A 26177-nucleotide genomic window follows, 5' to 3' on the forward strand; every position below is an offset into this window, starting at 1 on the left:
TGGCCCCCTCACTTCGCGCGACGCCGACGGCCCCCGCTGCTACGGCCATTGTCGCGGTCCGCCGACACCACGAGGGCGGCCAGCAGCGACGTCAGCGGCACCGAGGCGACCAGGCCGATGCTGCCCACCAGGGTCCGTACGATCTCCTCGGCCACCAGCTCGCTGCCGGCGACCGTCAGTACGCTGCGCTGCGCGATCGAGAAGAGCAGCAGCAGTGGCAGGGCCGCGCCCGCATAGGCCAGGACCAGGGTGTTGACCACCGAGGCGATGTGGTCGCGGCCGATGCGCATCGCCGCCCGGTACAGCTTGCGCCAACTGGCGCCCGGATCGGCGTCCTTGAGCTCCCACACCGCTGAGGTCTGGGTCACCGTCACGTCGTCGAGCACACCCAGCGAGCCGATGATGATGCCGGCCAGCAGCAGACCGCGGATCTCGATGTTCGGGTAGAGGGCGTGGATGGTGCCGGTCTCGTCCGAGGTGTTGCCGGTCAGATGGGTCCAGGAGATGAAGACCGACCCGAGGAAACCGATCAGCATCAGCGAGAAGAGGGTGCCCAGGACCGCCACCGAGGTGCGGGCGCTGAGGCCGTGGCACAGATAGAGCGCGACGAGCATGATCGCGCTGCTGCCGATCACCGCCACCAGCAGCGGATTGTCGCCTTGCAGGATCGCCGGGAGGATGAACAGCGACAGGATCGCGAAGCTGATGACCAGCGCGACCAGCGCCAGCAGGCCGCGCATCCGCCCGATGACGACGACGGCGACCGCGAAGATCCCGGCGAGCAGCCACAACGGGAAGGCCCGGTCGACGTCGGTCACCGAGTACTGCAGGTCCTTCGGCGCGTTGGGCGCGTACGCGAGCAGCACCTTCTGGTTCAGGCTGTACTGCCGGGACTGGGTCGGCTGGACGACCTCGATGAAGGTGCGGCCCTTGTCCTTGCCGGTGGTGACCTCGATGGTCGCCTTCTTGCAGATGTCCGCCGCGGCGGACGGCGAGGCCGACGGCGAGGGCGAGGCGTCGGACGTCGTACTGCCGCCGCCGGCGTTGACGTCCGAGCACTTCACGTCGTCGATCTTGACGACCTGCCCGGACTGCGTCTGCTGGTCGAAGCCGACCCCGGTCCGCTGGTGCGCGGGCACACCGCCGGGCCACAGCACGATCATCCCGACGACCACCGCGGCGGCGAAGGGCACCAGAATCGCTGCGATGACCTTCCGCAGGTGCTTCGAGACCGGATGCACCGGACCGCCGTGACTGTGCCCATGGGCGTGAGCGTGCGAGTGATCGGAGTCGGAGTCCACGGCCCGATCATCGCAACACCCACTGGTGTGCGTCAGGCCGGACCCGCTAGCGTTGTGACACCTTTGCAAACCGCGGGAGCTCGGAGCACCGGGCTGAGAGGGCGCTGACGACCGGCCGGAGGGCCGCAGCTGCGCCGACCGCTGAACCTGTTACCGGGTAATGCCGGCGTAGGGAGTGGGTCTCATGACCATGCAGGATGCACGCACGCCTGAAAGCACCCTCATCGGGTCGCACAAGGGCTACGTCGACGGATCGCGCCCGGACATCCGGGTCCCGGTCCGGCGGGTGCACCTCACCGACGGCCGCGATGTGACGCTGTACGACACATCCGGCCCGTACACCGACCCGAACATCACCACCGACGTCCGCCGCGGCCTGCCGCCGCTGCGGGAGAACTGGATCATCGGCCGCGGCGACACCGAGGAGTACGCAGGCCGTCCCGTCCGTCCCGAGGACGACGGCCTCAAGCACACCTCACCGCGTGGCGGCCTGCGCAACCTCGACGCCGTCTTCCCCGGCCGCCCCCGCCTGCCCAGGCGCGGGCGTACCGGCTCCGGCGGACAGCAGGCGGTGACCCAGCTCGCGTACGCCCGCCGGGGCGAGATCACCCCGGAGATGGAGTACGTCGCGATCCGCGAGAACGTCTCGCCGGAGGTCGTACGCGAGGAGATCGCCGCCGGACGCGCCGTCCTCCCGGCGAACGTCAACCACCCCGAGATCGAGCCGATGATCATCGGCAAGCGGTTCCTGGTGAAGGTCAACGCCAACATCGGCAACTCCGCCGTCACCTCCTCCATCGAGGAGGAGGTCGACAAGATGACCTGGGCCACCCGCTGGGGCGCCGACACCGTCATGGACCTCTCCACCGGCCGCAACATCCACACCACCCGCGAGTGGGTGCTGCGCAACTCCCCCGTCCCCATCGGCACCGTGCCCCTCTACCAGGCCCTGGAGAAGGTCGACGGCAAGGCCGAGGAGCTGACCTGGGACATCTACCGGGACACCGTCATCGAGCAGGCCGAGCAGGGCGTCGACTACATGACCGTCCACGCCGGCGTGCTGCTGCGGTACGTGCCGCTCACGGCCCGGCGCAAGACCGGCATCGTCTCGCGCGGCGGCTCCATCATGGCCGCGTGGTGCCTGGCCCACCACAAGGAGAGCTTCCTCTACGAGAACTTCGAGGAGCTCTGCGACATCCTCGCCGCCTACGACGTCACGTACTCGCTCGGCGACGGACTGCGCCCCGGCTCGATCGCCGACGCCAACGACGAGGCGCAGTTCGCGGAGCTGCGCACGCTCGGCGAGCTGAACACCATCGCCAAGCGGCACAACGTCCAGACGATGATCGAGGGTCCGGGCCATGTCCCGATGCACAAGATCAAGGAGAACATCGACCTCCAGCAGGAGATCTGCGAGGAGGCGCCGTTCTACACCCTCGGCCCGCTGACCACCGACATCGCACCCGCGTACGACCACATCACCTCGGGGATCGGCGCCGCGATGATCGCCTGGTGGGGCACGGCGATGCTCTGTTACGTCACGCCGAAGGAGCACCTGGGCCTGCCGGACCGCGACGACGTGAAGACCGGCGTCATCACGTACAAGATCGCGGCCCACGCGGCGGACCTGGCCAAGGGCCACGAGGGCGCGCAGGCCTGGGACGACGCGCTGTCGGACGCCCGCTTCGAATTCCGGTGGGAGGACCAGTTCAACCTGGCCCTCGACCCGGACACGGCGCGGTCCTTCCATGACGAGACGCTGCCCGCCGAGCCGGCGAAGACTGCGCACTTCTGTTCGATGTGCGGTCCCAAGTTCTGCTCGATGAAAATTAGTAGAAGCATCACAGAGCAGTTCGCCCCTGACCTGGCCGGTCCGGCCAGTGACGAGGAGATCGAAGAGGGGATGCTCGCCAAGTCCAAGGAGTTCGCCGCCTCGGGCAACAGGGTCTACCTGCCGCTAGCGGAATGATCAAGTAGTTCGGTGGGGTCCTGATCGTGGGGACCCCACTGGGCTGCCCTCAGCTGTGCCGGGTCGCTGGGGCAGGGGTCAGCTCGCCGAAGCGTCTACGGCCGTACCCGGATCGCTTTACTCTCGAACTATGAGTGCCAACATCGGCAGGCGACTTCAGGAGATCCGGAAGCGGCGTGGATTGACACAGCGTCAGCTTGCGGCTGAATCCGGCGTCTCCCTTTCCTTGATCAGAAAATTGGAGCAAGGAGAGCGGGCGGACACTCGGCTTGAGACCGTCCGACGCCTGGCCGTGGCTCTGCGCTTGCCGACTACAGGCCTCATGGTTGATCAGGGTGGTGACTCCACTGAGAACGGGGACACGGCGGATCTGTGGGACCCGATTCGGTCTGCCCTCACTGCTCCTGTGAACGGCTACTCCTTGGAGGAAGAACCTACGATTCCGGGGGTTCGAGCAGCCATTGATTCGACGCTTCCGCTCTTCTCCGGCGACCGGTTCGCAGAGCTTCGCGCCATTCTCCCCCCGCTGATTCGTGATGCTGACCTTCTTGCGGAAACTGGCGCTGAAGGGCGGGCCCTGCGCGTACGGCTCATGCAGCTCACTGGGTGGTTGCTGACCCAGACACGGCAATTCGAAGCGGCTGAAACGGCCCTCAGGCGGTCACTGGACGACGCTTCGGACCGTCTTCAAGGGGCTGCGACCATCAATACCCAGTGCTGGCTATTGCTCCGTCAGGGACGTCTCTCCGAGGCCCGAGAGCTTGCCATCCGATGGGCTGACGAAGTGGAGCCGCGAATCTCACGTGCGACTCCGGAAGAGCTGAGTGCCTGGGGGTGGCTGCTGCTTCGCGCTTCGGCTGCGGCTATCCGGGACAACCGACCTGGTGAAGCGGAGGAAGCCTTGCGGTATGCCAACTCGGCAGCCGTGGCAATGGGCCGCGAATTCGCCCCCGGCGACGACTTCCTCAAGGCCTTCGGGCCCGTGACGGTGGCACTGAAGCGCACCGAGAATGCCATGATCATTGATCGGCCGGATTTGGTGCTGAAGCTCGCCGCCCGCATCCCCACGGAGGGGATGCGCCCCACTTCCAACAACCGGAATCGGCACCTTTTGGATGTGGCCGAAGCTCACGCTCGCTCGCGTGACTACGCGAAGACGGTTGAGATCTTGCAGGGCCTTCAGGCTACGGCCCCTCAGTGGCTTCCCAATCAGCGCTACGCGCGCGACATTTTTGGCCGTGTCATCGCCAAGCGACGCATGCTCACGCCTGAGATGCGGAGTCTCGCGGATGCTATAGGCGTGCCTATGTAACACCCTGTGGCACTTCGGATTCTTGTCCCGCCAAAGTGCCATTGATGAGTAACCAGGTCACTCCGTAGCGTCATATTCCATGGTGACGCAAGAGAGATCCACGGATGCTGACGACCTGGAAATCGGCACGCTTGCCGTTGACACGGCACGGGGCGAGGTGGGCGAAGTGCGGGGGCATGTGGGCCCGTACGTGCAGATGCGCCCGCAGGACGGCGGGCTGGAGTGGGACGCACGCCCGGAGAACATTCGGCCGCTGAGTGCTGCTGAGACGCTGAGTGCCAAGGTGGCCCAGGCCAACCGGCGTAGCGGTGGCGGGTACTGATGGGCGCACGGCAGCCGATGATCATCAAAGCGGCCGAGTGGACGCTGAGCGTCGAGACGGGTGAGGGTGCGCCGCAGAACATCTTCGCGGTCTTGTGCATCGCGTGCGGGGTGGAGTCACCTGCGGTGGATGATGATCGGTTGGCGGTCGAGCTGTGGGCGTTACAGCACACGGGTTCCCATCCGACGCATCGTCAGTATCAGCCGAAGATCCTCGGCTTCTGGCGGGTTGATCCAGCGCCGGGTAACCCGTACTACGCCCTGGAGGCGGGCGGGGGCGAAGGTTCATGAGACGGCTGACCGCGTTCCTCGGGCGCTTCGCGGGACCGCTCTTCATCATCACCGTGTCTTCTGCGTGCGGCTTCGTGATCGGGGTGGCCCTGACACTGCCGAACTCCTGAAGCTCCCGCCCCGGTCGGACGCCGACTGACCGCTCTGGGGCGGGCTCCATCGGCCCCGGTTGTTCGCATCTCCCCCGTGCGGATGGCCGGGGCTTCGTGCTGTCTTGGCTCGTCGTGGTGCGGTGCCTGGTGGTGCGGTGTGGGCACGTCGCCGGCCGTAGCTGTTTTGGCCGGTGTCCTGCCTGGATGGGGGCCGGGCAAGTCCAGGGGGCCTTACGCTGCCCCGGCGAATCGGGCGGGCTGCTGCCTGCCCGCGTTTACGACCGATGGGCCCCCTGGGCTTGTCCGGCGAGGGGCCCCGTCCAGGGAGGTGGCTAAAACCGCGTAGGCCGTCGACCCCCGGCCGAAGCGCCCCGGGCCCGCAAGCAATGGAACGGGGTTGCGGAGCAGGTTCACGTCGCTGGGTCGCCTTCGGTGTCGGGCGGTGGCCGCTCGACGGTCGCGGCCGAAGGTCGAGCGACCGGCGAGGGCGGCCGAAGCCGCCCGGCGCGCCGCAGGCGCGCCCTTGAGTAAGTGAAGACAGTTTCCGCCACGACTCCCGGCCCCGGACGCTCACGGCCCCGGGAAGTGCCCGGCATGGGTGAGCGCACGCGCCCGCAGCGGGCTACTGCCACTGCTCCGCAGGCCGGTGCAACCGCGCCCGGTAAAAGACACAACGTGCCTGCTCAGGGCCGTAATTCGATGGCTGGCAGGGATGCCCGAATGGGATCGTAGGGGGACGGGGAAAGCCCCGTTGACCAGCAATTTCACGCCCGTCGAACGACCGACTGACGCTCTGTCAGTCAGAGAAGGGGGAGCACTCGTGTTCCGCATCGACACCGTATCCGCCGCACGCTCACTGACCCGATTGGATGGCCATGCCCAACCCGTTCGACCCTTCCATGCCCGCTCAGCGTTCCGACGCCGCTGCACGCCAGGCCGACCTGGAACGCGCCGCACGCCTGCGGAGACTGTCAGACGAAGACAGGGATGTGATCCGCCTCGCCAATGAGCCCGGCTATGGCCGCTGGCGTGAGCAGATCATCGCCATCGGCGGCTGCGGGCACCCGGTGTACCTGTCCGGCTCGACCATCACCCGGGACGGGGCAACCGGTGAGATCCTCTCCGCCTACTCCACTGCTGGGGAGCCTGGGGAACGCCTCGCCGTGCGCTGCCGCAATCGCCGCGCCTCGGTGTGTGCCCCGTGCTCGCGCCTGCACGCCGGGGACACCTTCCACCTGATCCGCGCTGGCCTGTCCGGCGGCAAGTCCGTGCCGGAAGCTGTACGGGAACGGCCCCGGCTGTTCGTCACGCTGACCGCGCCTTCGTTCGGCCCGGTGCACCGTGCGACCGATGGTAGGCCGTGCCGTCCGCGCCGGGATGATCCCCGGTGTGATCACGGGCTGCCCTCCGGCTGCGGCCTTGCCCACACTGACGGTGACGCGTTGGTCGGTCAGCCGCTGTGCCCGGCCTGCTACGACTACGTGGGCCATGTCCTGTGGCACGCGCATGCCGGGCGGCTGTGGGACCGCTTCACCACCGCCGTACGCCGCCACCTGGCCACCACCGCCCACGTGCCGCGATCCCGGCTCGGGGAACTGCTCACGGTGTCGTTCGCCAAGGTCGCGGAGTACCAACGCCGGGCGGCCGTGCACTTCCATGCCGTGGTGCGCCTGGATGGTCCTGGTGGGCCTGGTGATCCGCCTCCGGTCTGGGCGACGCCGGATGTCCTCCTCGACGCCGTGCACGATGCTGCCGCGTCTGGCTTCGTGACCGTGCCCGACTCGGACGCGTACGGCACGGAACGGGTGGCCTGGGGTGCCCAGCTCGATGCCCGGCCGATCCGGGCCTTCGGCGATGGTGACGGCTTGTCCGATGAGGCGGTTGCGGCCTATGTCGGCAAGTACGTCTCCAAGGGAGCTGCTGACACTGGTGCCGGGCTGGACCACCGCATCAACGGCCCAGCCGACATCCGCGCCGCCGTGGTGAGCAGCCACGTACGGGCCCTGATGGGCGTGTGCTGGCGGCTGGGCGGCCTGCCGGAACTGGAGCCGCTGAGGCTGCGCGCCTGGGCTCACACGCTCGGCTACCGGGGCCACATCCTCACCAAATCCCGCCGCTACTCGACAACGTACGGGGCGCTGCGGGCTGAACGCGCCGATCACCAGCACGCCGGTACCGGCCTGGCCGACAACCCCGACGCGATCACGGAAGCGGCCTGGCGCTACGTCGGCTCCGGCCACACCCCCGGCGCCGCACTCCTCGCCGCCGGAATCGCCGAAGACCTCGCCATCAACCGCGAGGTAGGACGCGAAGAGCGTGAATTCTTTTGACGCGCCTCTCTGATAACAAGGAGGACGGGGTAGCAGAGAGGGAGAGAAGGGAGGAGGAAGCTGCAAGGGACTGGATAGAGCGTCATGTCCGGGAGTCCCCGCCATTCTCGGATGATCAGCTGCGAGGCATAGGGGAAATCTTGGGAGTCAGGCTTCGCCGGAAGTCTTCCAGACGGGCTTGAGTAGATTCACGTCGAATGCCTTGTTCCCCTTGCCTCCCGGGAGCGTGATGACGGCGTGCAATGCCCGCTTTATCAGTTCTCGCTTCTGAGTCAGTGTCTTCGATCCCCACGATTCGGCGATGTTGGTCTCGGCTGCCTCGGCTGCGGCCTTCATCGCCAAATGGTCGGCCTGGTCGCTGCGAAGTTCCTTGATCTGACCTTCCATTGCAGGGAGGTTTCGGAAGAAGGTTTCATCATCGATCTTGCCCTGATGCCACTGGCTTTCGAGTGCCTTACGGCTCGCCACCGCACGCTCAAGGTCGTCCTCCTTGCCCCAGTCAGGGACGTCGCGTGCGGTGGTAGCCGCCTCGGCCTCAAGCTTGGCGATCACCAATTCTTCAATCCACTTGTCAGTCTTGTCGCCGCGCCGGTACGTCTTATTGCACCCTCCGTCGACGTTCTTCTTGCACATGTACGCGTGCTCATACTTCAGCCACTTATTGGCCTTGATGCCGATCATCTTGTTGTTGCAGACGGTGCCGTCCTCAAGGGTGCTGCCGCATCGCAAGATCCCTGTGAGCAAATATTTGTGAACCAAGCCACCGCGCGGATGGCCCGTACCGTGGCCGCGCTCCCGGATCGTCGCTGTGACGGCGAACCATTTCTTGGGGCTGATGATCGCATCCCATTCTCCGGTGACCGGTTGCTCGTCACCATCCCGGATCAACTCGCCTTTGATCTGTCGGTATCCGCACAGGCGCGGATTCACAAGAACCTGCTTCACGGTTTGATATTGGAAAGGGTTACCACGGCTGGTGATGAACCCTGCTTCCTTCCAGCGGGCCGTGATCTCCGCAATGGATGCCCCCGCAATCACATCGTCCACAGCCTGGCTGATCGCCTCGGCTTCGTCCGGGCGCGCAGTGATCTTGTCGTCGTCCCATCCGAAGGGCCGCCATGCCGACACGGACTGACCCCGAATGGCCCGGTTGCGGTGGCTGTTGCGGGAACGGCGCTGCTTCTTCCGGGTCTCCGCCAACGACATCGCGACGCCGACGAGACCCTTGATCTCGAAGCCCTCGGCGTAGAGGTCCTGCATCCCGTTGGAGTCGTGATAGACGCGGTCCTCCTGGTTTGTGAAGGCTCGAAGGTAACGCTCCCAGTCGCCGGGACGGCGGTACAGACGGTCGTCGTTCACGGCCATCACGCCATGGATGGGGTAGCCCTCGGGTGTCTGGCCGGCGGCAAGATCCTTGACCAACTGCTCGAAGTCGTCGCGGATCACCTCCTCTTTACTGGCGCTCTTGTCGTTGTCGGTGTAGCGGTAGACGACCAGCCAGTTGAACTTGCCCGCGTTGGTGGTCATCTCGCGGTGCTGATCTTCGATGCCGTGGGCGTCCTTGGCCCGACCGTCGAACGAGATGCGCGCGTAGCAGACCACGCACTTGAGGGTGGGGTCCGCTGCCAGCATGGCGCGGACTTCCTCGACGGATGGCAAGTCTTCCGGCACTCCCCGGAGCTTCTTGATGATCTCTTCGCGCTGTCCCATGCCGCCCCCTGTGGCTGCGAATGACCTGGTGGGACGACCGTACCTGATGTGTGTCTTCTATGTATGTTCTTCTCGATGAAGATCTCGCAGGACATCCGGCGCCGGCACGGCGGCGACCTGTCGCTGGACCCGGAGGAGGGCATGCGCCAGAAGTCCGAGGAGTTCGCGGCCGCGGGCAACCGGGTGTATCTCCCGATCGCCGACTAGTCCGGGAGGGGCACTAGTTCGGCTTGTTGTCCGGCCCGCCGAAGTCGGGGCTCGTGAAGTCGGGACTGGTGAAGTCCGGGCTGGTGAAGCGCCGTCCGGGCTCCGGGGATTCCTCGGGGCCCGGACTGGTGAAGTCCGGGCGGGAGTAGCCGAGGTGGGGCATGCGCGGGCCGCCCGTATTGCCGTCGTACGAGGAGGGGGCGGGGGCGGGTGCGCGGGGGGTGTCGGCGGCCTTGGCGAGGGCCTCGGCCAGGAAGGGCCGCAGGCCGCGTTCCAGCAGGGCCCGGCGCCAGGCGGCGCGGGCGAGGGCGACCTCGGGCGGGAGCTCGTCGGGGCCGTCGTGGAGGGCGGTGGAGCCGTTGCGCAGGGCGGTGAGCAGTAGGCCGACCATGGCGACGACGATGCCGAAGACCGCGACGCCCGCGAAGAGCCAGCCCACGCTGATCAGCGGCGCGGCGATGGCGGGCACGGGGTTTCCGAGGCGCAGCGCGTAGCCGACGACCAGGACGATGACGGCCGCGGCGCCGGCCAGCATCGGGGTGAGGACGGCGACGACGGCGAACAGCCCGGCCCCGCTTCCGTCCGGATCGGCGACCGGGGCCACGGCGGCCGCGTACCCCATGCCGGAGGAGACGGTGGGCGCGGTGGGCCCCATGGAGCCGACGCGGGCGCGTTGCCGCTCCTCGGTGGCCTCGCGCACCTGCTCGCGCACCTTGCGGTAGTGCTGGTACTCGGGCGCGGCGCAGGCGGCGATCGGCTCGGCCGCGCTGAGTGCCATGGTGCGCAGCTGTTCGGTGTTGAGCGGGTTGCCGCCCTCGTCCAGAGCGGCCTGGGTCTCGGCAGAGTGCAGCACCTCGTCGAGGGCGCGCTCGAAGTCCGCGCGGTCCTCGTTGAGCAGATGCTGAGCGCTGTTCATCTACATCCCCCGATGCTCCGTCTCCGGCCCCTCTCCGGAGCCCCGGCGGAAGTGGAGGAGAGCGTGCCTACGGATAACCCCGATGGTAGAGCGAGGAGGTGACAGCGTGACAGAGAGTTTGCGGAAAATGGCAGGCTAGGGCAGAAGTGGCAATTGCGCGACCAGCAGCTTGCCGTCCATGGTCACCCCGCCGTCCATCGCCACCGCGAGGTCGTCCGCGTACACATGCGGCCCCTCCACCACCGGCACCGCCCGTTCCTCGCCGTCGGCGGTGTGGTCGCCGCCGACCTCTCCGAGCAGGTACGGAATGGGGCTGTGGCCGTGCACGACCCGCTGCCCGCCGTAGGTGGCGAGCAGTTCGCGTGCGGCCTCTGGGCCGTCGTCGCCGCGGAAGGCGAAGCGTTTGGTGAACTTGCGGAACAGCTCCCAGCATTCGTCCGCATCGCCGCGCTGAAGCACGCCGGTCACCGCGTCGTTCATGGCGTCGATGGTGGTGCCGTAGTCCAGGTACGCGGTCGTGTCGGAGTGCAGCAGCAGGTGGCCGTCGGCGACGGTGGCCGCGTCGAGGCGGGACATCCAGGCGATGTGGTGGTCCTGGAGCCGTTCCATGTCGGTGGTCTGGCCGCCGTTGAGCCGCCAGGCGGCCAGGAAGGAGGCGGTGCCGGCCACGGAGTTGACCGGGGTGTCGCCGAAGCGGTGGGCGCCCAGCAGCAGCAGCTCGTGGTTGCCCATGAGGGCCTTGGTGTAGCCGCCGGCGGCGGCGGCCTCGGCGGAGAGCTGCATCACCAGCTCGATGACGCCGATCCCGTCCGGGCCCCGGTCGGTGAAGTCGCCGAGGAACCACAGCCGGGCGGTGCCGGCCGACCAGTGGCCCTCGGCGTCGATCAGCCCGGTCGCGTACAGCGCGTCGCGCAGTTCGTCGATGTACCCGTGCACATCGCCGACGACGTAGAGCGGCCCGGGGCGCGCCTCGGGTGCGGTGATCACCGGAAGATCGCGCTGGGTGGGGGTGTACTCCGGTGGGTACGCCTCGTGCTGCTCGTGCTCCCCGGCCACGGGGGCAGGGGCCAGCCGCGCGTCGGCCCGTGTGGGCTCGTAGCCCGCGGGCGCGGTGCCCACCGGGCTCCAGCCGCCAGCCGTCGCTTGTACGGGTCCCTGACCGGCCCCCTGAGTCATCGACCCCTCCACCTTCGCGCCGCCATCCGCCCATCATAGGAATGACGAAGTCGCAGCGTGACACACCTGGCTAGCGGGATTTCGGCGGGTGCCGACAAATCGCCACGCGGCGGGCGTTACTTCCGCCGGCTTCCCTTTGGTCCGCTTCCGGTTCCCGCCTATTCACCCGCGCCGCGCGGCGGACTGACCGTCGTGCGGGGCTGCCGGCGCTGCGACGAGGTGCGGACGATGAGGTCGGTGGGCATCACCTGCTGGACCGGGCTGCCGCTGCCGCCGCCCTCGATGGCGTCGATGAGCAGCTGGACGACGGCGGTGCCGATCCGGCCGGGCTTGAGCGACAGGGTGGTGATCGGCGGCTCGGTGGTCGCGTACACGCTGCTCTCGCTGCAGCAGACCAGCAGCAGGTCGTCCGGCACCCGCAGCCCGTATCTGCGCGCGGCGGCGAGCAGGTCGGTGCCGTTGGGGTCGAAGAGCCCGTAGACGGCGTCCGGCCGGTCGGGGCGGGCGAGCAGCCGGTCGGCGGCCACCGCGCCCGCGCACGGGTCGTGGGCCGGATAGGCCTCGTAGACCGGCTCCTGCCCGACCCGCGCGCACCATTCGAGGTACGCGGTGGTGGACAGCCGGGTGTACGTGTCCGTGCTGGTCCCGGTGAGCAGGCCGATCCGCCGGGCGCCGGCGGCGGCCAGGTGGTCGAGGATGTCCAGGACGGCGGCCTCGTGGTCGTTGTCGACCCAGGCCTGCACGGGCAGATTCCCCGCCGGGCGGCCGTCGCTGACCACCGGCACGCCCTGGCGGACGAGGTCGGTGACGACGGGGTCGTGGTCGGAGGGGTCGATGACCACGGTGCCGTCGAGCGCGACATTGCTCCAGACGTCGTGCCGCGAGGACGCGGGCAGGATCACCAGGGCATAGCCGCGCGCGAGCGCCGCCGAGGTCGCGGCCCGCGCCATCTCGGCGAAGTACGCGAACTCGGTGAAGGTGAAAGGTTCTTCCCCGTATGTGGTCACGGTCAGGCCGATGAGGCCCGATCTACCGGTGCGCAGTGTGCGGGCCGCAGCCGATGGGCGATAGCCCAGTCGGTCGGCGACCTCGCGCACATGGCGACGGGTGGCATCGGGCAGTCGGCCCTTGCCGTTGAGCGCGTCGGAGACAGTCGTGATCGAGACACCGGCCGCGGCGGCCACATCCCTGATGCCCGCCCGCTCCAGCCGGCGTCCGAACGGCCGGCTCGCCTGGTGGTTCCCTGCTGCTGTCATGGCGAGCCGATAGTAGGGCTCGGGTGGTCCGTTCGCGGGGCGTCGCGGAAGCAGCTTGACAGATACGTTTCTCCATGGCTGAGGCAGCCATCCAGCCTTGCATTCACAGGCGACACACAACATCGGGCGGTGCTTACGGACGTCCGCGCGACGATCTCCTGCTGAATGGTCCAGATTTCACGGAGGTATCAACTCACCTGTACGAGGGACGCGCGCCAGGGGTCGCGCCACCGGCGCACAGCCCTCTACCCAGGCCTCCCCCGGTCGCTTACGCCCTCGTATGGTGTGGTCATGAGCCCACGACTGCGCCCGGAGCTGGACGGCATCCCCATCTACAAGCCGGGGCGGCCCCCGGCCGTGATGGACGGGGTGACCGCATACAAGCTGTCCTCCAACGAGAACCCGTACCCGCCGCTGCCGGGCGTGCTCGAGACCGCTGTCTCCGCCGCGCAGTCCTTGAACCGCTACCCCGACCTGGCCTGCACCGCCCTGCACGCCGAGCTGGCCGACCGCTTCGAGGTGCCGGTCTCGCACATCGCCACCGGCACCGGCTCGGTCGGCGTGGCCCAGCAGCTGGTCCAGTCGACGGCCGGCGCGGGCGACGAGGTGATCTACGCCTGGCGGTCCTTCGAGGCCTACCCGATCATCGCGCAGATCAGCGGCGCCACGTCCGTCCAGGTGCCGCTGGACGCCGACGAGAACCACGACCTGGACGCGATGGCGGCCGCGATCACCGACCGGACCCGGCTGATCTGCGTCTGCAACCCCAACAACCCCACCGGCACCATCGTCCGCCGCGCCGAACTGGAGCGCTTCCTGGACCGGGTGCCCTCGGACGTCCTGGTCGTCCTGGACGAGGCCTACATCGAGTTCGTGGCCGACCCCGACTTCCCCAACGGCGTCGAGCTCTACCGCGACCGCCCGAACATCGCGGTGCTGCGCACCTTCTCCAAGGCGTACGGCCTGGCCGGGCTCCGGGTCGGCTTCGCCATCGCCCACGAGCCGGTCGCCGCCGCGCTGCGCAAGACCGCTGTGCCCTTCGGCGTGAGCCAGCTCGCGCAGGACGCCGCCGTCGCCTCGCTGCGCGCGGAGGACGCGCTGCTGGAGCGGGTGGAGGCGCTGGTGGCCGAGCGGGCCCGGGTCCACGAGGGGCTTGCCGCCCAGGGCTGGACGCTGCCGGAGACGCAGGCCAACTTCGTCTGGCTGCGGCTGGGGGAGCGGACCCTGGACTTCGCGGCCGCGTGCGAGCGGGCCGGCGTCACGGTCCGGCCGTTCCCGGGCGAGGGCGTACGGATCACCATCGGCGAGACCGAGGCCAACGACGTACTGCTGCGCACGGCGGAGGCTTTCCGCAAGGAGCTGTAGGAGTCCGCAAGCAGCCCCCGCGCTTGGCTGTCAAGTACCAAATAGGCTGATCAGCACCATGGCGTTCCCCCGTTTGCCCCCTCCCACCCCCCGGTGCGAGGGGGCAAAACTGTGTCAGTCATAATTTATCTTGTGAATGCGTTCACTTTCACAAGCGACGCTCAGCGGCCCGCCGGGCCAGTAACGAAGGAGGCGTGACGTGCAGCTCGCGCTGGACTCCGTCATCGTCGCGCGATGGCAATTCGGCATCACCACCGTCTACCACTTCCTCTTCATCCCCCTGACGATCTCTCTCGCCGCCCTGACCGCCGGCCTGCAGACGGCCTGGGTACGGACCAGCAAGGAGAAGTACCTCAAGGCGACCAAGTTCTGGGGCAAGCTGTTCCTGATCAACATCGCCATGGGTGTCGTCACCGGCATCGTCCAGGAGTTCCAGTTCGGCATGAACTGGTCCACCTACTCGCGGTTCGTCGGGGACGTCTTCGGTGCGCCGCTCGCCTTCGAGGCGCTGATCGCCTTCTTCTTCGAGTCCACCTTCATCGGGCTGTGGATCTTCGGCTGGGACAAGCTCCCCAGGAAGATCCACCTCGCCTGCATCTGGATGGTCTCCATCGGCACCATCCTGTCCGCGTACTTCATCCTGGCCGCCAACTCCTGGATGCAGCACCCGGTCGGCTACCGCTACAACAAGACCACCGGCCGCGCCGAGCTCACCGACTTCTGGCACGTCCTCACCCAGAACACCACCCTCGTCGTGGTCTTCCACACCCTCACCGCCTCCTTCCTCACCGGCGCCGCCTTCATGCTGGGCATCGCGGCCTACCACCTGGCCCGCAAGAAGCACGTCCAGGTGATGCGGACCTCGCTGCGGCTGGCGCTGGTCACCGCGGTCGTCGCGGGCCTGCTCACGGCCGTCAGCGGTGACCTGCTCGGCAAGGTCATGTTCAAGCAGCAGCCGATGAAGATGGCCGCCGCCGAGGCCCTGTGGGACGGCCAGTCCCCCGCCCCCTTCTCGGTCTTCGCCTACGGCAACGTCGCCGAGGGCCACAACACGGTCGCCATAGACATCCCCGGCCTGCTGTCCTTCCTGGCGGCGGACGACTTCACCTCGTACGTCCCCGGCATCAACGACGTCAACAAGGCCGAGCAGGCCAAGTACGGCCCCGGCGACTACCGGCCCAACATCCCCACCGCCTACTGGGGCTTCCGCTGGATGATCGGCTTCGGCATGACCTCCTTCGCGGTCGGCCTGGCCGGACTGTGGCTCACCCGCCGAAAGCTGTGGCTCGCACCCGAACACCGCACCGGCGACGACGAGCCACCGCATCTGATGCTGACCAAGGGCAGGCGGCTCGGGCCGACCCTCTCGACGTGGTACTGGCGGATCGGCCTGCTCACCATGGGCTTCCCGCTGATCGCCAACTCCTGGGGCTGGATCTTCACCGAGACCGGCCGCCAGCCCTGGGTCGTCTACGGACTGCTCAAGACCTCGGACGCGGTCTCTCCCACCGTCTCCACCGGCGAAGTCCTCACCTCGCTCATCGTCTTCACCGCCCTGTACGGGATTCTCGCCGTGGTCGAGGTCAAGCTCCTCGTCAAGTACGTCAAGGCCGGTCCGCCCGAACTCACCGAGGCCGACCTGAAATCCCCCACCAAGATCGGCGGCGACGATGACGACGCCGACCGCCCCATGGCCTTCTCGTACTAGAAACGGAGACGGACATGCACCTTCACGACGTCTGGTTCGTTCTCATCGCCGTCCTGTGGACCGGCTACTTCTTCCTCGAGGGCTTCGACTTCGGCATCGGCATCCTCACCAAGGCACTCGCCCGCGACCGTGCCGAACGCCGCGTCCTCATCAACACCATCGGCCCGGTCTGGGACGGCAACGAGGTCTGGCTCCTCGCGGCGGGCGGTGCGACCTTCGCCGCCTTCCCCGAGTGGTACGCCACCCTCTTCTCCGGCTTCTACCTGCCGCTGCTGATGATCCTGGTCTGCCTCATCGTGCGGGGAGTCGCCTTCGAGTACCGCGCCAAGCGGCCCGAGGAGGCGTGGCAGCGCAGGTGGGAGACCGCGATCTTCTGGACCTCGCTCGTCCCGGCCGTCCTGTGGGGCGTCGCCTTCGCCAACATCGTGCACGGCGTCAAGATCGACAAGGCGGGGGAGTACGTCGGCGGCTTCTGGGACCTGATCAACGTCTACTCGGTCCTGGGCGGTCTGGTGACCCTGACGCTGTTCACCTTCCACGGCGCGGTCTTCGCCTCCCTCAAAACCCTCGGCGACATCCGCGAGCGCGCCCGCCGCTTCGCGACCGGCGCGGGCATCGCGGCCGCCCTGTGCGCGTCGGCCTTCCTGATCTGGACCCAGCTCGACGGTGGCGACGCCAAGAGCGGGGCGACGGCGGCCGTCGCCGTCCTCGCGTTGCTGGCGGCACTCGGCGCGAATCTGCTGGGCCGGGAAGGCTGGTCCTTCGCCCTCTCCGGGATCACGATCGTCGCCGCCGTCGCGACGCTCTTCCTGACCCTGTTCCCGGACGTCATGCCGTCCTCGCTGAACGACGCCTGGAGCCTGACGGTCACCAACGCGTCCTCGACGCCGTACACGCTCAAGATCATGACGTGGTGCGCGGGCATCGCGACCCCGGTGGTGCTGCTGTACCAGGGCTGGACGTACTGGGTCTTCCGCAAGCGCATCGGCACCCAGCACATCGCCGACTCCGCCGCGCACTGACGGCCGTGCACTGAGAGGTGTGTTTCACGTGAAACCGATCGACCCCCGGCTGCTGCGCCACGCCCGCGCATCCCGCGCCTTCATCGCGGGTTCCGTCCTGCTCGGCCTCGCCGGGGCCGGGCTGGTCATCGCCCAGGCCATGCTCATCGCCGAGGTGGTCGTCGGCGGCTTCCAACACGGCCTCGGCGCCGGCGAGTTGCGCACCCCGCTGGTGCTGCTCGCCGCCGTCGCGGCCGGCCGGGCAGCCGTCGCCTGGCTCACCGAACTGTGCGCCCACCGCGCCAGCGCCGCCGTCAAGTCCCAGTTGCGGGGACGGCTGCTGGCCCGCGCCACGGAGCTGGGCCCCGCCTGGCTCACCACGCAGCGCAGCGGCGAACTCACCACCCTCGCCACGCGCGGCGTCGACGCCCTCGACGACTACTTCGCGCGGTACGTGCCGCAGCTCGGCCTCGCCGTCGTCGTGCCGGTGGCGGTGCTGGGCCGCATCGTCACCGAGGACTGGATCTCCGCCCTGACGATCGCTCTGACGCTGCCGCTCATCCCGGTCTTCATGGTGCTCATCGGCTGGGCCACCCAGGCCCGCATGGACCGCCAGTGGAAGCTGCTGAGCCGGCTGTCCGGCCACTTCCTCGACGTCGTGGCCGGCCTGCCCACCCTCAAGGTCTTCGGCCGCGCCAAGGCCCAGGCCGAGTCCATCCGTGCCATCACCGCCGACTACCGCCGCGCCACCCTGCGTACGCTGCGCATCGCCTTCATCTCCTCCTTCGCCCTCGAGCTGCTCTCCACCCTGTCCGTCGCCCTGGTCGCCGTCGGCATCGGCATGCGGCTCGTCGGCGGCGGCCTCGACCTCTACACGGGGCTGGTCATCCTCGTCCTCGCGCCGGAGGCGTATCTGCCGCTGCGGCAGGTCGGCGTCCACTACCACGCGGCGGCCGAAGGCCTGGCGGCGGCGGAGGAGGTCTTCGCCGTCCTGGAGACCGCGCCGGTCGTACGGGGCACGGCCGCGGCGCCCGACCTGCGTACGGCCACCATCACCGTCGACGGCGTCGCGGTCGCGGGCCGCCTCGGCGAGACGTCCCTGACCGTCGCCGCCGGCGAAACGGTCGCCGTGACCGGCCCCAGCGGCGTCGGCAAGACCACGCTGCTCGGCGCGCTGCTCGGCTTCACCGAACCGACCTCGGGCCGCATCCTCGTGGACGGTACCGACCTCGCCGCGTACGACCCCTCCGGCTGGCACCGCCAGATCGCCTGGGTCCCCCAGCACCCCCACCTCTTCCCCGGCACCATCGCCGACAACGTCCGCCTCGCCCGCCCCGACGCCACCCCGGCCCAGGTCCGTTCCGCCCTCGCCGACGCCGGTGCGGCCGACCTCGACCCCGGCGCTCTGCTGGGCGAGTCCGGCGCCGGTCTCTCCGCGGGCCAGCGGCAGCGGGTCGCCCTGGCCCGGGCGTTCCTCGCCGACCGTCCGCTGCTTCTGCTGGACGAGCCCACGGCGAATCTGGACGGCGACACGGAAGCCGCTGTCGTGGCGGCGGTCGAGCGCCTCGCGGTGGGCCGCACGGTGCTGCTCGTTGTGCACCGGCCGGCGCTGCTGGCGGTGGCGGACCGGGTGGTGCGGTTGGGCTTCGCCGATGCGGGTGGCGTTGTCGGCCGCGGGTCGGTGGCCGGGTTGGGCCAATCCTCCCCCATGGCTTCGCGTGGGGGGACCCCCACCTCGCTTCGCTCGCTTCAGGCGGACGGCCTACCCACAACCCGGTCGGCGAATTCAGCCCGTCCGGCGTTTGCGGACCCGGGGGAGCCGCACCCCGCAGGGGACCGGAGCGTGCTGCGGCGCGTCCGCCGCCACGGCGCCGGGGGCGGCCAGGGCGGCCGCTTCGCGGCGGCGGCCGGGCTGGGGGCGGTCGCGCTGCTCTGTGCGATCGGGCTGATGGCGACGTCCGGGTGGCTGATCTCCCGGGCCTCCCAACACCCGCCGGTGCTCTATCTGATGGTCGCGGTCACGGCGACCCGGGCGTTCGGCATCGGCCGCGCCGCGTTCCGGTACGCCGAGCGCCTCACCGCCCACGACGCCGTGTTCCGGTCGCTGGCCGACCTCCGGGTCGCCGTGTACCGCCGCCTGGAGCGGCTCGCGCCCGCCGGGCTGCGGGAAACCCGCCGGGGCGACCTGCTCTCCCGCCTGGTCGCCGACGTGGACGGGCTGCAGGACTACTTCCTGCGCTGGCTGCTGCCGGCCGCGACCGCCGTGACGGCCGCAGTGGTCACCGTGGGCTTCACCGGCTGGCTGCTTCCCGAGGCGGGCGCCGTCCTCGCCGTGGGCCTGCTCGCCGCGGGAGCCGGGATTCCCGCGCTGTCCGCCGCCGTGGCCCGCCGCGCGGAGCGCCGTATCGCCCCTGCCAGAGGGGAGTTGTCGACGCAGACCCTGTCCCTGCTGACCGGCACCGCCGAGGTGACGGTCGCGGGCGCGATGCCGGCCCGCCTCGGCGCGGCCGGCGACGCGGACCGCACCCTCACCGCGGTCGCCGCGCGCTCCGCCGCCGGAACGGCGCTGGGCGCGGGGCTGTCCGCCCTGGTCACCGGGATGACGGTGGTGGCCTGCGCCGTCGTGGGGTTGCAGGCGACCACGGGCGGCCGCCTGCAGGGCGTGGCGCTGGCGGTGATCGTCCTGACGCCCCTCGCGGCGTTCGAGGCCGTCGCCGGGATGCCGCTCGCCGCTCAGCACCGGCAGCGCAGCCGGCAGGCGGCAGGCCGGGTGTACGAGATCCTCGACGCGCCGGAGCCGGTCAGTGAGCCGGCCCTCCCGGCCCCGGCCCCGGAGAGCCCCTTCCCCGTCGCCGTACGAGGCCTGACGGCCCGCCACCCCGGCCGGCGGGCCCCGGCCATCACCGGCATCGACCTCGACCTCACCCCGGGCCGCCGGATCGCCGTCGTCGGCCCGTCCGGCTCGGGCAAGACCACGCTCGCCCACGTCCTGCTCCGCTTCCTCGACCGTGAGAGCGGCACGTACACCCTGGCCGGCCAGGACGCCGCCGAGCTCGACGGCGACGCCGTACGCCGCCACATCGGCCTGTGCGCCCAGGACGCCCACATCTTCGACAGCACCGTGCGGGAGAACCTGCGCCTGGCCAGGCCCGGCGCCCCCGACGCGGACCTGAGCGAAGCCCTCGCCGCCGCCCGCCTCGACCTGGACCTCGACACGGCCGTCGGCGAGCACGGCGCACGGCTGTCCGGCGGCCAGCGCCAGCGCCTCGCCCTGGCCCGGGCGCTGCTCGCCGGCTTCCCCGTCCTCGTACTGGACGAGCCCGCCGAGCACCTGGACCTGCCCACCGCGACGGCTGTCACCGCCGACCTGCTGGCCGCCACCGAGGGCCGTACGACGCTCCTGATCACCCACCGGCTCAGCGGTCTGGAGGCGGTCGACGAGATCGTCGTCCTCGACCACGGCCGGGTCGTCCAGCGCGGTACGTACGCGGAGCTGGCCGCCGCCGACGGACCGTTCCGCCGGACGCTGGAGGGGGAGCGCGCCGCTGATCTGCTGACCGCCTGATCAGCACCTACGCTCGATCCCATGGCAGAACGCCTCGCCAGGCTCCTGGACGCTGTGGACTCCGTCAGCACCGCCCTGCTCGCCGACGACGCCGGGCAGGCCGGGCAGGCCGGGCAGGCCGGGGCCGGGGGCGCCACGAGCGCCGTGAGCGCCCTGGACGTCGTCGCCACCGAGGCCCGCAAGCTGGCCGGCGCCGACGCCGGGCTGGTGCTGCTGCCGACCGGCGAGGGCGGCCTGGAGGTCGTCGCGGCCTCCGCCGACCGGCCGGAAGGGCTGGTCGGCACCGTCATCGAGCCGGACAGCCCGGTCGTGGAGCACCTGCTCGCCGGGGAGCCGGTCTTCATCGACGACTCGGCGACCGACCCCCGGATGACCACCGCCATCGCGCCGCGCTTCGGCCCGAGCATGATGCTGCCCCTGCGCAGCGGCAGCCGTGTCATGGGCACGCTCGCCCTGCCGCGTCTGCGGGGTGAGCCCGGCTACACCGCCGAGGAGCACCTCTTCGCCACGCAGTTCGCCGCCCAGGCGGCCCTCGCGCTGCTCCTCGCCGACGCCCAGCGCGACCGCGAGCGCCTCGCCGTCTACGAGGAGCGCGACCGCATCGCCCGTGACCTGCACGACCTCGTCATCCAGCGGCTCTTCGCCACCGGCCTGATGCTGCAGGGCGCCCAGCGCCGGGCCGACGACCCCACGATCGACCCCGAGATCAAGGACGGCATCGGCCGGGCCGTCGACGAGCTCGACGCCACCATCCAGGAGGTCCGCACCGCCATCTTCGCGCTCCAGCAGAGCCCCGCCGAGGCCCCCTCCGGGCTGCGCACCCGCGTCCTGCGCGAGGTCAGCACCGTCGCCGTGCCGCTGGGCTTCCAGCCCTCCGTGCGCTTCGTCGGCGCCATCGAGGCCCGGGTCGGCGAGCTGAGCGCCAAGAACCTCGTCGCCGCGCTCCGCGAGGCCCTGTCCAACGCGCTGCGGCACGCCGGGGCGTCCCGCATCGACGTCGTCATCGACGCCACCGCCGTCCTCGCCGACGGCTCGGCCGGCGTCCGCCTGGTCGTCTCCGACGACGGCGTCGGCATCCCCGCCACCGGCCGCCGCAGCGGCCTCAACAACCTTGCCCGCCGCGCCGAACTGCTCGGCGGCACTTCCACCTACGGCCCGCGGCCGGACGGCGCCGGCACGGCGATGGTCTGGGAGGTCCCGCTCTGAGGGCCGCCGACTACCCCAGGATCCGTTCGATGACGGCCGCCACCCCGTCCTCCTCATTGGCCGCCGTACGGTGCGTGGTGGCCGCCAGCACATCGGGGTGCGCGTTGGCGACGGCGTACGACGTGCCCGCCCACGACAGCATCTCCAGATCGTTGGGCATGTCGCCGAACGCCACGACCTCCGCCGCCGTGATGCCCCGCTCCGCACAACACCGGGCCAGCGTCGTGGCCTTGCTCACCCCGGCCCCGCTGATCTCCAGCAGCGCCGAAGGACTCGACCGGGTGATCTCCGCGTACGTCCCCGCCACCGCCCGCGCCGTGTCCAGGAAGACGTCCGGATCGATGGCCGGATGCTTCGCCAGCAGCTTCAGCAACGGCTGATGGCCCCCGGCATCCACCAGCAGCTCCTCCACCGGCGCCACCACCGCCTCCACGTCCGGGTCGTACGGCACATACTCCGGGTCGTACGCGAAGCCCCCCGTCCGCTCGACCGCGAAGGTCGTCCCCGGCACCGCCGCCCGCAGGGCTTGGAGCACCTGCAGCGCGTCCCGCGCGTCCAGCGGATAGGCCGCCAGCAGCCGGTCGCGGTGCAGGTCGTAGACGGCGGCGCCGTTCGCGACGATCGCCATCCCGTGGCGCGCGGTGTGCTCGGCGACCACGCTCATCCAGCGCGCCGGGCGGCCCGTGACGAAGAAGACCTCGATCCCCGCGGCTTCGGCGGCCGCGAGCGCGGCGATCGTACGGGCCGACACCGTCTTGTCGTCGCGCAGCAGCGTCCCGTCGAGGTCGGTGGCTATCAGCCGTGGCGTGGTCGGGGCCGCTGTGCGGGCGCCGGTGGACTGGGGAAGCTTGGTGGCTGAGGTCACGCGCTACATCCTCCTGTATACGGTTTTACGATGCCGAGTGCGACCAGTGCAGCACGGAGCGCAGTCGGTTGTCAGTGCCGGGTGCCACCATCGGGACATGGAGAAAGCAGAGCACGCCGACCGTGAACCGGTGCTGCTGGGCGAAGCTTTGGGCACCGTCCTGGACGGCATCCGTTTCGCCGCGCGCACCTCGATACCCGTCGCCGGCCCGACCGCTGGCCCGTCCTCCGCCTGCGACCACTGCGGCTCGGCCGCCGAGTGGCACCTCACCGTGCGCGGCCGCTGGATCATGATCGAGCCCGGCGCCTGGCCCACCGGGGCCATCCCCGCCGGCCGCCGCTGGCGCATCGCGGGCGACGGCACCGCCGTCAACCTGCGCTCCGCCGAGCCCTCCGACACCTGTCGCATCACCCACTTCGACATCTGCCCGGCCAGTCCCGCGCCGGTCGAGTCGCCGGTCCTGCTCTCCCTCTGGCGTCGCAACGCCCGCCGGGGAAGGGCGGATACGGCGGAAAGAGAGGTCAGCTGAGCTGGGCGGCCGCCTCGGTCGCGATGCGCTCGAAGACACCCATGTCCGCGTCGAAGACCGATCCGGGCACCGGCCAGTGGATCACGATCTCCGTGATCCCGATCTCCGCGTACCGGCCCGCGTAGTCCACAAAGGCGTCCAACGACTCCAACGGCCGCTCCGCCGTCGACCCCTGCAACAGGACGCGGTCCAGCTCACTCGTCTCCCGGTCGATCTCGGCGCAGGCGATCTCCAGCTTGTCCAGTTGCCGCGAGACCACCGCGGGGCAGTCCTCCACCGGAATGTCCCCCGGCCCGCGCGGATCGCCGTACGTCACCCACGCCTGCCCGTACCTCGCCGCAAGCTTCAGCCCGCGCGGCCCCGTCGCCGCCACCGCGAAAGGAATCCTCGGCCGCTGCACACACCCCGGGATGTTCCGCACCTCGTGCGCCGAGTAGAACTCCCCCTCGTACGTCACCACCGGCTCCGTCAGCAACCGGTCCAGCACCGGCACGAACTCCTCGAACCGGTCCGCGCGCTCCCGCGGCGACCACGCCGCCTGCCCCATCGCCGTAGCGTCGAAGCCCGTCCCGCCGGCCCCGATGCCCAGGGTGATCCGGCCGTCGCTCACATCGTCCAGCGTGATCAGATCCTTGGCCAGCGTCACCGGATGCCGGAAGTTCGGCGACGTCACCAGCGTCCCCAGCCGCATCCGCTCGGTCGCCGCCGCGGCCGCCGTGAGCGTGGGCACCGCCCCGAACCAGGGCGCGTCGCGGAAGCTCCGCCAGGACAGGTGATCGTAGGTGTAGGCGGTGTGGAAGCCGAGGTCCTCGGCGTGACGCCACACCTTCTGGCCTTCGGACCAGCGGTGGATGGGGAGGATGACAGTGCTCAGACGCATAGGAACGAGGTTACGGTCAGAATGCTCATGATCACCGACCGGACCTTCCGGGGCGGCCTACGATGACGGGATGCGGGTGCTCGTTGTCGAGGACGACCCCGGGATCGCCGATCTCCTGGTGCGGGGACTGAACCGGGCCGGCTATGAAGCCGGCAGCGTGTCCAGCGGACAGCAGGCACTGAGCGCCGTCCCGGAACCCGACGTCGTCCTGCTGGACCTGGGGTTGCCCGATGTGGACGGTATCGATGTGTGCCGTCGGCTGCGCAGCCGCTCCGGTGTGGCGATCATCGTGGTGACGGCCCGAGGCGAGGAAGGCGACCGGGTCGCCGCGCTCGACGAAGGCGCCGACGACTATCTGGTCAAGCCGTTCGGTCTGGCCGAACTCCTCGCCCGGATCCGGGCGGTGCTGCGACGGGTCCGCCCGGTCGACTCAGCCGGACCGGAGCTGCTGCGTCACGGCCTCCTCGTCGTGGATCCGCGCACCCACAAGGTCACCGTCGGCGAGCGGGAGGTGGCGCTCACCCCGAAGGAGTTCGACATTCTGGAGGCCCTCGCCGTCGACCCCGGCCGGGTGGTCACCCGGCAGGAGATCCTGGAACGAGCCTGGGACGCGCACTGGTACGGCCCGACCAAGGTGCTGGATGTGCACGTCGCCGCGCTGCGCCGCAAGCTCGGCGTGCCGGGGCTGGTCGAGACGGTGTACGGCAGGGGCTTTCGCCTCGGCACGCCGGACACGGCGCCGGACACCGTGCCGGACACGCCCACCGAGCCACCCGCACCACCGGTACCTCGATGACCCGGCGGATCGCCTTGGCCGTCATGGCACTGGTCACCGTGCTCCTGGTGCTGGCCGTCGTTCCGCTGGGGCTGTCGTTGTCCTCGCGCGAGCGCACGTCCTTCCGGGACAACGTCGAGGCGGCGGACCGGGCGATCGCGGCCGCCGCGGAGGAGCACCTGTCCGACCGGCATACGGCCGCCTCGACGCAGCAACTGCTGAACGGCGCGAAGCAGGCGAGGGACTGCGCGGCCGTCTTCGACTCCGACGGCAGCTTGGAGGCGGCCACCAGCTGTCCGGGACAGAAGGCCGCGGAAAAGAAGAAGGCCACCGGGGACTGGGCCGACCTCGCCCGCGGGGTGATCGCCGATCCGGAAACGGTCGCCCGGGAGAGTGACGACCGGCTCGTCGTGGCGGTCCCGATCGGTGACACCGCGCACCCCGTCGGCGCCGCAGTGCTCTCCCGGTCGGCACAACCGATGAACGACCGGATCTCGACGATGTGGTGGCGGCTGGCGCTGATCGGGGCGGGCGGCCTGATCGCCGGCGCGCTGCTGGCGGTGGCGCTCGCCCGCTGGGTCGGCCGCCCGCTGCGGGTCGTGGACGCCGCCGCCCGGGAGCTGGGCGAAGGCCGGCTGGAGGCGCGGGCGGCCGGCGGACGGGGGCCCGACGAGGTACGCAGGCTCTCGGCGACCTTCAACACCATGGCGGCCCGCATGGAGACGCTGATCCACGGTCACCGGGCCGTGGTCGCCGACGTCTCGCACCAGCTGCGTACGCCGCTCACCGCTCTGCGGCTGCGACTGGACGTACTGGCGGCGGACGCCGACGACGACATCGCGTCCGAACTCGCGGCGGCCCAGGAGGAGATCGGCCGCCTGTCCCGGCTGGTCGACGGACTGCTCGCGGTGGCCCGGGCCGAGAACGCCGTGCCGCGGCCGGTTCCGGTGCGGGTCGACGAGGTGGTGGAGGACAGGGTCGCCGCCTGGAAGCCGGTGGCGCAGGACAAGCAGGTCACGCTCACCGGCCGGTGTCCCACCGGGCTGACCGCTCACCTGGGGTCGGGGGATCTGGAGCAGGTGCTCGACAACCTGCTGGCCAACGCCCTGGACGCGGTGGGCGAGGGTGCGCGGGTACGTATCGAGGGTCACGCCCGCCGCGACCGCGTACTGCTGGCGGTGTCGGACAACGGCCCGGGCATGAGCGTGTCGGCGCGTGCGGCGGCCTTCCGGCGGTTCGGCAATCCGGAGGGGTCGGGCACCGGCCTGGGGCTGGCGATCGTGCACCGGCTGGTCACCGCCAACGGTGGCGTGGCGCGGCTGGAGGACGCCCCGGGCGGCGGTCTGACCGTCGTCCTGGAGCTGCCCGCCGGGGAGTCCTGACCACCTCAGGGTCTTCGGTA

General features: G+C 70.0%; 19 protein-coding genes and 2 pseudogenes. 14 read left to right on the forward strand and 7 right to left on the reverse strand.

The genetic code is table 11. The annotated features are described in order from the left end of the window. Nucleotides 1-8: 8 nt before the first annotated feature. Nucleotides 9-1301, reverse strand: coding sequence for a YibE/F family protein (locus tag ACFXJ5_RS06275; protein ID WP_384627572.1), 1293 nt, complete (start codon nt 1299-1301; stop codon nt 9-11). Between the two features lie 184 nt (nt 1302-1485). Between ACFXJ5_RS06275 and thiC the strand changes: the two genes are divergently transcribed. The 5 genes from thiC (at nt 1486) to ACFXJ5_RS06300 (ending at nt 7616) form a co-directional block, all read left to right on the forward strand. Then, nucleotides 1486-3270: a phosphomethylpyrimidine synthase ThiC gene (thiC, locus tag ACFXJ5_RS06280; protein ID WP_384627575.1), complete on the forward strand. Its 1785-nt coding sequence runs from the start codon at nt 1486-1488 to the stop codon at nt 3268-3270. Nucleotides 3271-3400: 130 nt separating this feature from the next. After that, complete coding sequence (locus ACFXJ5_RS06285; protein ID WP_384627578.1) at nt 3401-4582, forward strand: helix-turn-helix domain-containing protein; 1182 nt, start codon at nt 3401-3403, stop codon at nt 4580-4582. 79 nt (nt 4583-4661) lie between these two features. Next, nucleotides 4662-4904, forward strand: coding sequence for a hypothetical protein (locus ACFXJ5_RS06290; protein WP_384627580.1), 243 nt, complete (start codon nt 4662-4664; stop codon nt 4902-4904). Next, on the forward strand, nt 4904-5194 hold the full coding sequence (locus ACFXJ5_RS06295) for a DUF7848 domain-containing protein (RefSeq protein WP_384627583.1): 291 nt from the start codon (nt 4904-4906) through the stop codon (nt 5192-5194). Before ACFXJ5_RS06290 ends, ACFXJ5_RS06295 begins: the two co-directional genes overlap by 1 nt. Before the next feature lie 991 nt (nt 5195-6185). After that, a complete protein-coding gene (locus tag ACFXJ5_RS06300; RefSeq protein WP_384627586.1) occupies nt 6186-7616 on the forward strand; it encodes a replication initiator in 1431 nt (476 codons plus the stop codon). A gap of 147 nt (nt 7617-7763) precedes the next feature. On the opposite strand, the gene ACFXJ5_RS06305 is transcribed toward ACFXJ5_RS06300, so the two are convergent. Further along, nucleotides 7764-9326 (reverse strand): recombinase family protein, encoded by a 1563-nt coding sequence (locus ACFXJ5_RS06305; RefSeq protein WP_384627589.1) that lies wholly within the window; start codon nt 9324-9326, stop codon nt 7764-7766. Nucleotides 9327-9389: 63 nt separating this feature from the next. On the opposite strand from ACFXJ5_RS06305, the pseudogene ACFXJ5_RS06310 reads away from it, so the two are divergent. After that, a pseudogene (locus tag ACFXJ5_RS06310) lies at nt 9390-9533 on the forward strand (thiamine biosynthesis protein ThiC); the annotation flags it as partial. 13 nt (nt 9534-9546) lie between these two features. Here the strand turns inward: ACFXJ5_RS06310 and ACFXJ5_RS06315 are convergent. The 3 genes from ACFXJ5_RS06315 to ACFXJ5_RS06325 form a co-directional block, all read right to left on the reverse strand. Beyond that, entirely contained in the window at nt 9547-10449 is a 903-nt protein-coding gene (locus tag ACFXJ5_RS06315; RefSeq protein ID WP_384627592.1) for a hypothetical protein, read from the reverse strand. Nucleotides 10450-10584: 135 nt separating this feature from the next. Beyond that, nucleotides 10585-11625: a metallophosphoesterase gene (locus ACFXJ5_RS06320; protein WP_384627594.1), complete on the reverse strand. Its 1041-nt coding sequence runs from the start codon at nt 11623-11625 to the stop codon at nt 10585-10587. A 158-nt stretch (nt 11626-11783) separates the two neighbouring features. Further along, nucleotides 11784-12881 (reverse strand): LacI family DNA-binding transcriptional regulator, encoded by a 1098-nt coding sequence (locus ACFXJ5_RS06325; protein ID WP_384627597.1) that lies wholly within the window; start codon nt 12879-12881, stop codon nt 11784-11786. Nucleotides 12882-13172: 291 nt separating this feature from the next. On the opposite strand from ACFXJ5_RS06325, the gene hisC reads away from it, so the two are divergent. The 5 genes and pseudogenes from hisC to ACFXJ5_RS06350 form a co-directional block, all read left to right on the forward strand. Beyond that, the gene (gene hisC, locus ACFXJ5_RS06330) at nt 13173-14246 is read left to right on the forward strand and encodes a histidinol-phosphate transaminase (RefSeq protein ID WP_384627599.1); all 1074 of its coding nucleotides are present in this window, start codon (nt 13173-13175) and stop codon (nt 14244-14246) included. A 199-nt stretch (nt 14247-14445) separates the two neighbouring features. Then, complete coding sequence (locus tag ACFXJ5_RS06335) at nt 14446-15954, forward strand: cytochrome ubiquinol oxidase subunit I (RefSeq protein ID WP_384627600.1); 1509 nt, start codon at nt 14446-14448, stop codon at nt 15952-15954. Between the two features lie 14 nt (nt 15955-15968). Next, on the forward strand, nt 15969-16976 hold the full coding sequence (gene cydB, locus ACFXJ5_RS06340) for a cytochrome d ubiquinol oxidase subunit II (RefSeq protein WP_384627602.1): 1008 nt from the start codon (nt 15969-15971) through the stop codon (nt 16974-16976). Between the two features lie 28 nt (nt 16977-17004). After that, nucleotides 17005-20520 carry a thiol reductant ABC exporter subunit CydD gene (gene cydD, locus ACFXJ5_RS06345; protein WP_384627604.1) on the forward strand — a complete coding sequence of 1172 codons (3516 nt, stop codon included), beginning with the start codon at nt 17005-17007 and terminating at the stop codon, nt 20518-20520. Between the two features lie 24 nt (nt 20521-20544). Further along, nucleotides 20545-21726, forward strand: a pseudogene (locus ACFXJ5_RS06350) (GAF domain-containing sensor histidine kinase); the annotation flags it as partial. Nucleotides 21727-21736: 10 nt separating this feature from the next. Here ACFXJ5_RS06350 and ACFXJ5_RS06355 read toward each other — a convergent pair. After that, nucleotides 21737-22591, reverse strand: a complete 855-nt coding sequence (locus tag ACFXJ5_RS06355; protein ID WP_384627606.1) for an HAD family hydrolase — start codon at nt 22589-22591, stop codon at nt 21737-21739. A gap of 97 nt (nt 22592-22688) precedes the next feature. Between ACFXJ5_RS06355 and ACFXJ5_RS06360 the strand changes: the two genes are divergently transcribed. Next, nucleotides 22689-23120 carry a DUF6083 domain-containing protein gene (locus ACFXJ5_RS06360; RefSeq protein WP_384627609.1) on the forward strand — a complete coding sequence of 144 codons (432 nt, stop codon included), beginning with the start codon at nt 22689-22691 and terminating at the stop codon, nt 23118-23120. Here ACFXJ5_RS06360 and ACFXJ5_RS06365 read toward each other — a convergent pair. Beyond that, complete coding sequence (locus ACFXJ5_RS06365) at nt 23113-24000, reverse strand: LLM class flavin-dependent oxidoreductase (RefSeq protein ID WP_384627611.1); 888 nt, start codon at nt 23998-24000, stop codon at nt 23113-23115. The two genes, ACFXJ5_RS06360 and ACFXJ5_RS06365, sit on opposite strands and share 8 nt — an antisense overlap. Before the next feature lie 70 nt (nt 24001-24070). Here ACFXJ5_RS06365 and ACFXJ5_RS06370 point away from each other — a divergent pair, with 70 nt between their 5' ends. Both ACFXJ5_RS06370 and ACFXJ5_RS06375 read left to right on the forward strand, forming a co-directional pair. Then, entirely contained in the window at nt 24071-24796 is a 726-nt protein-coding gene (locus ACFXJ5_RS06370) for a response regulator transcription factor (protein WP_384627614.1), read from the forward strand. Next, the gene (locus ACFXJ5_RS06375; protein ID WP_384627617.1) at nt 24793-26157 is read left to right on the forward strand and encodes a sensor histidine kinase; all 1365 of its coding nucleotides are present in this window, start codon (nt 24793-24795) and stop codon (nt 26155-26157) included. The genes ACFXJ5_RS06370 and ACFXJ5_RS06375 overlap by 4 nt, the downstream gene beginning before the upstream one ends. Nucleotides 26158-26177 lie beyond the last annotated feature (20 nt).

The sequence above is a fragment of the Streptomyces sp. NPDC059373 genome (assembly GCF_042751495.1).
Classification (GTDB): Bacteria; Actinomycetota; Actinomycetes; order Streptomycetales; family Streptomycetaceae; genus Actinacidiphila.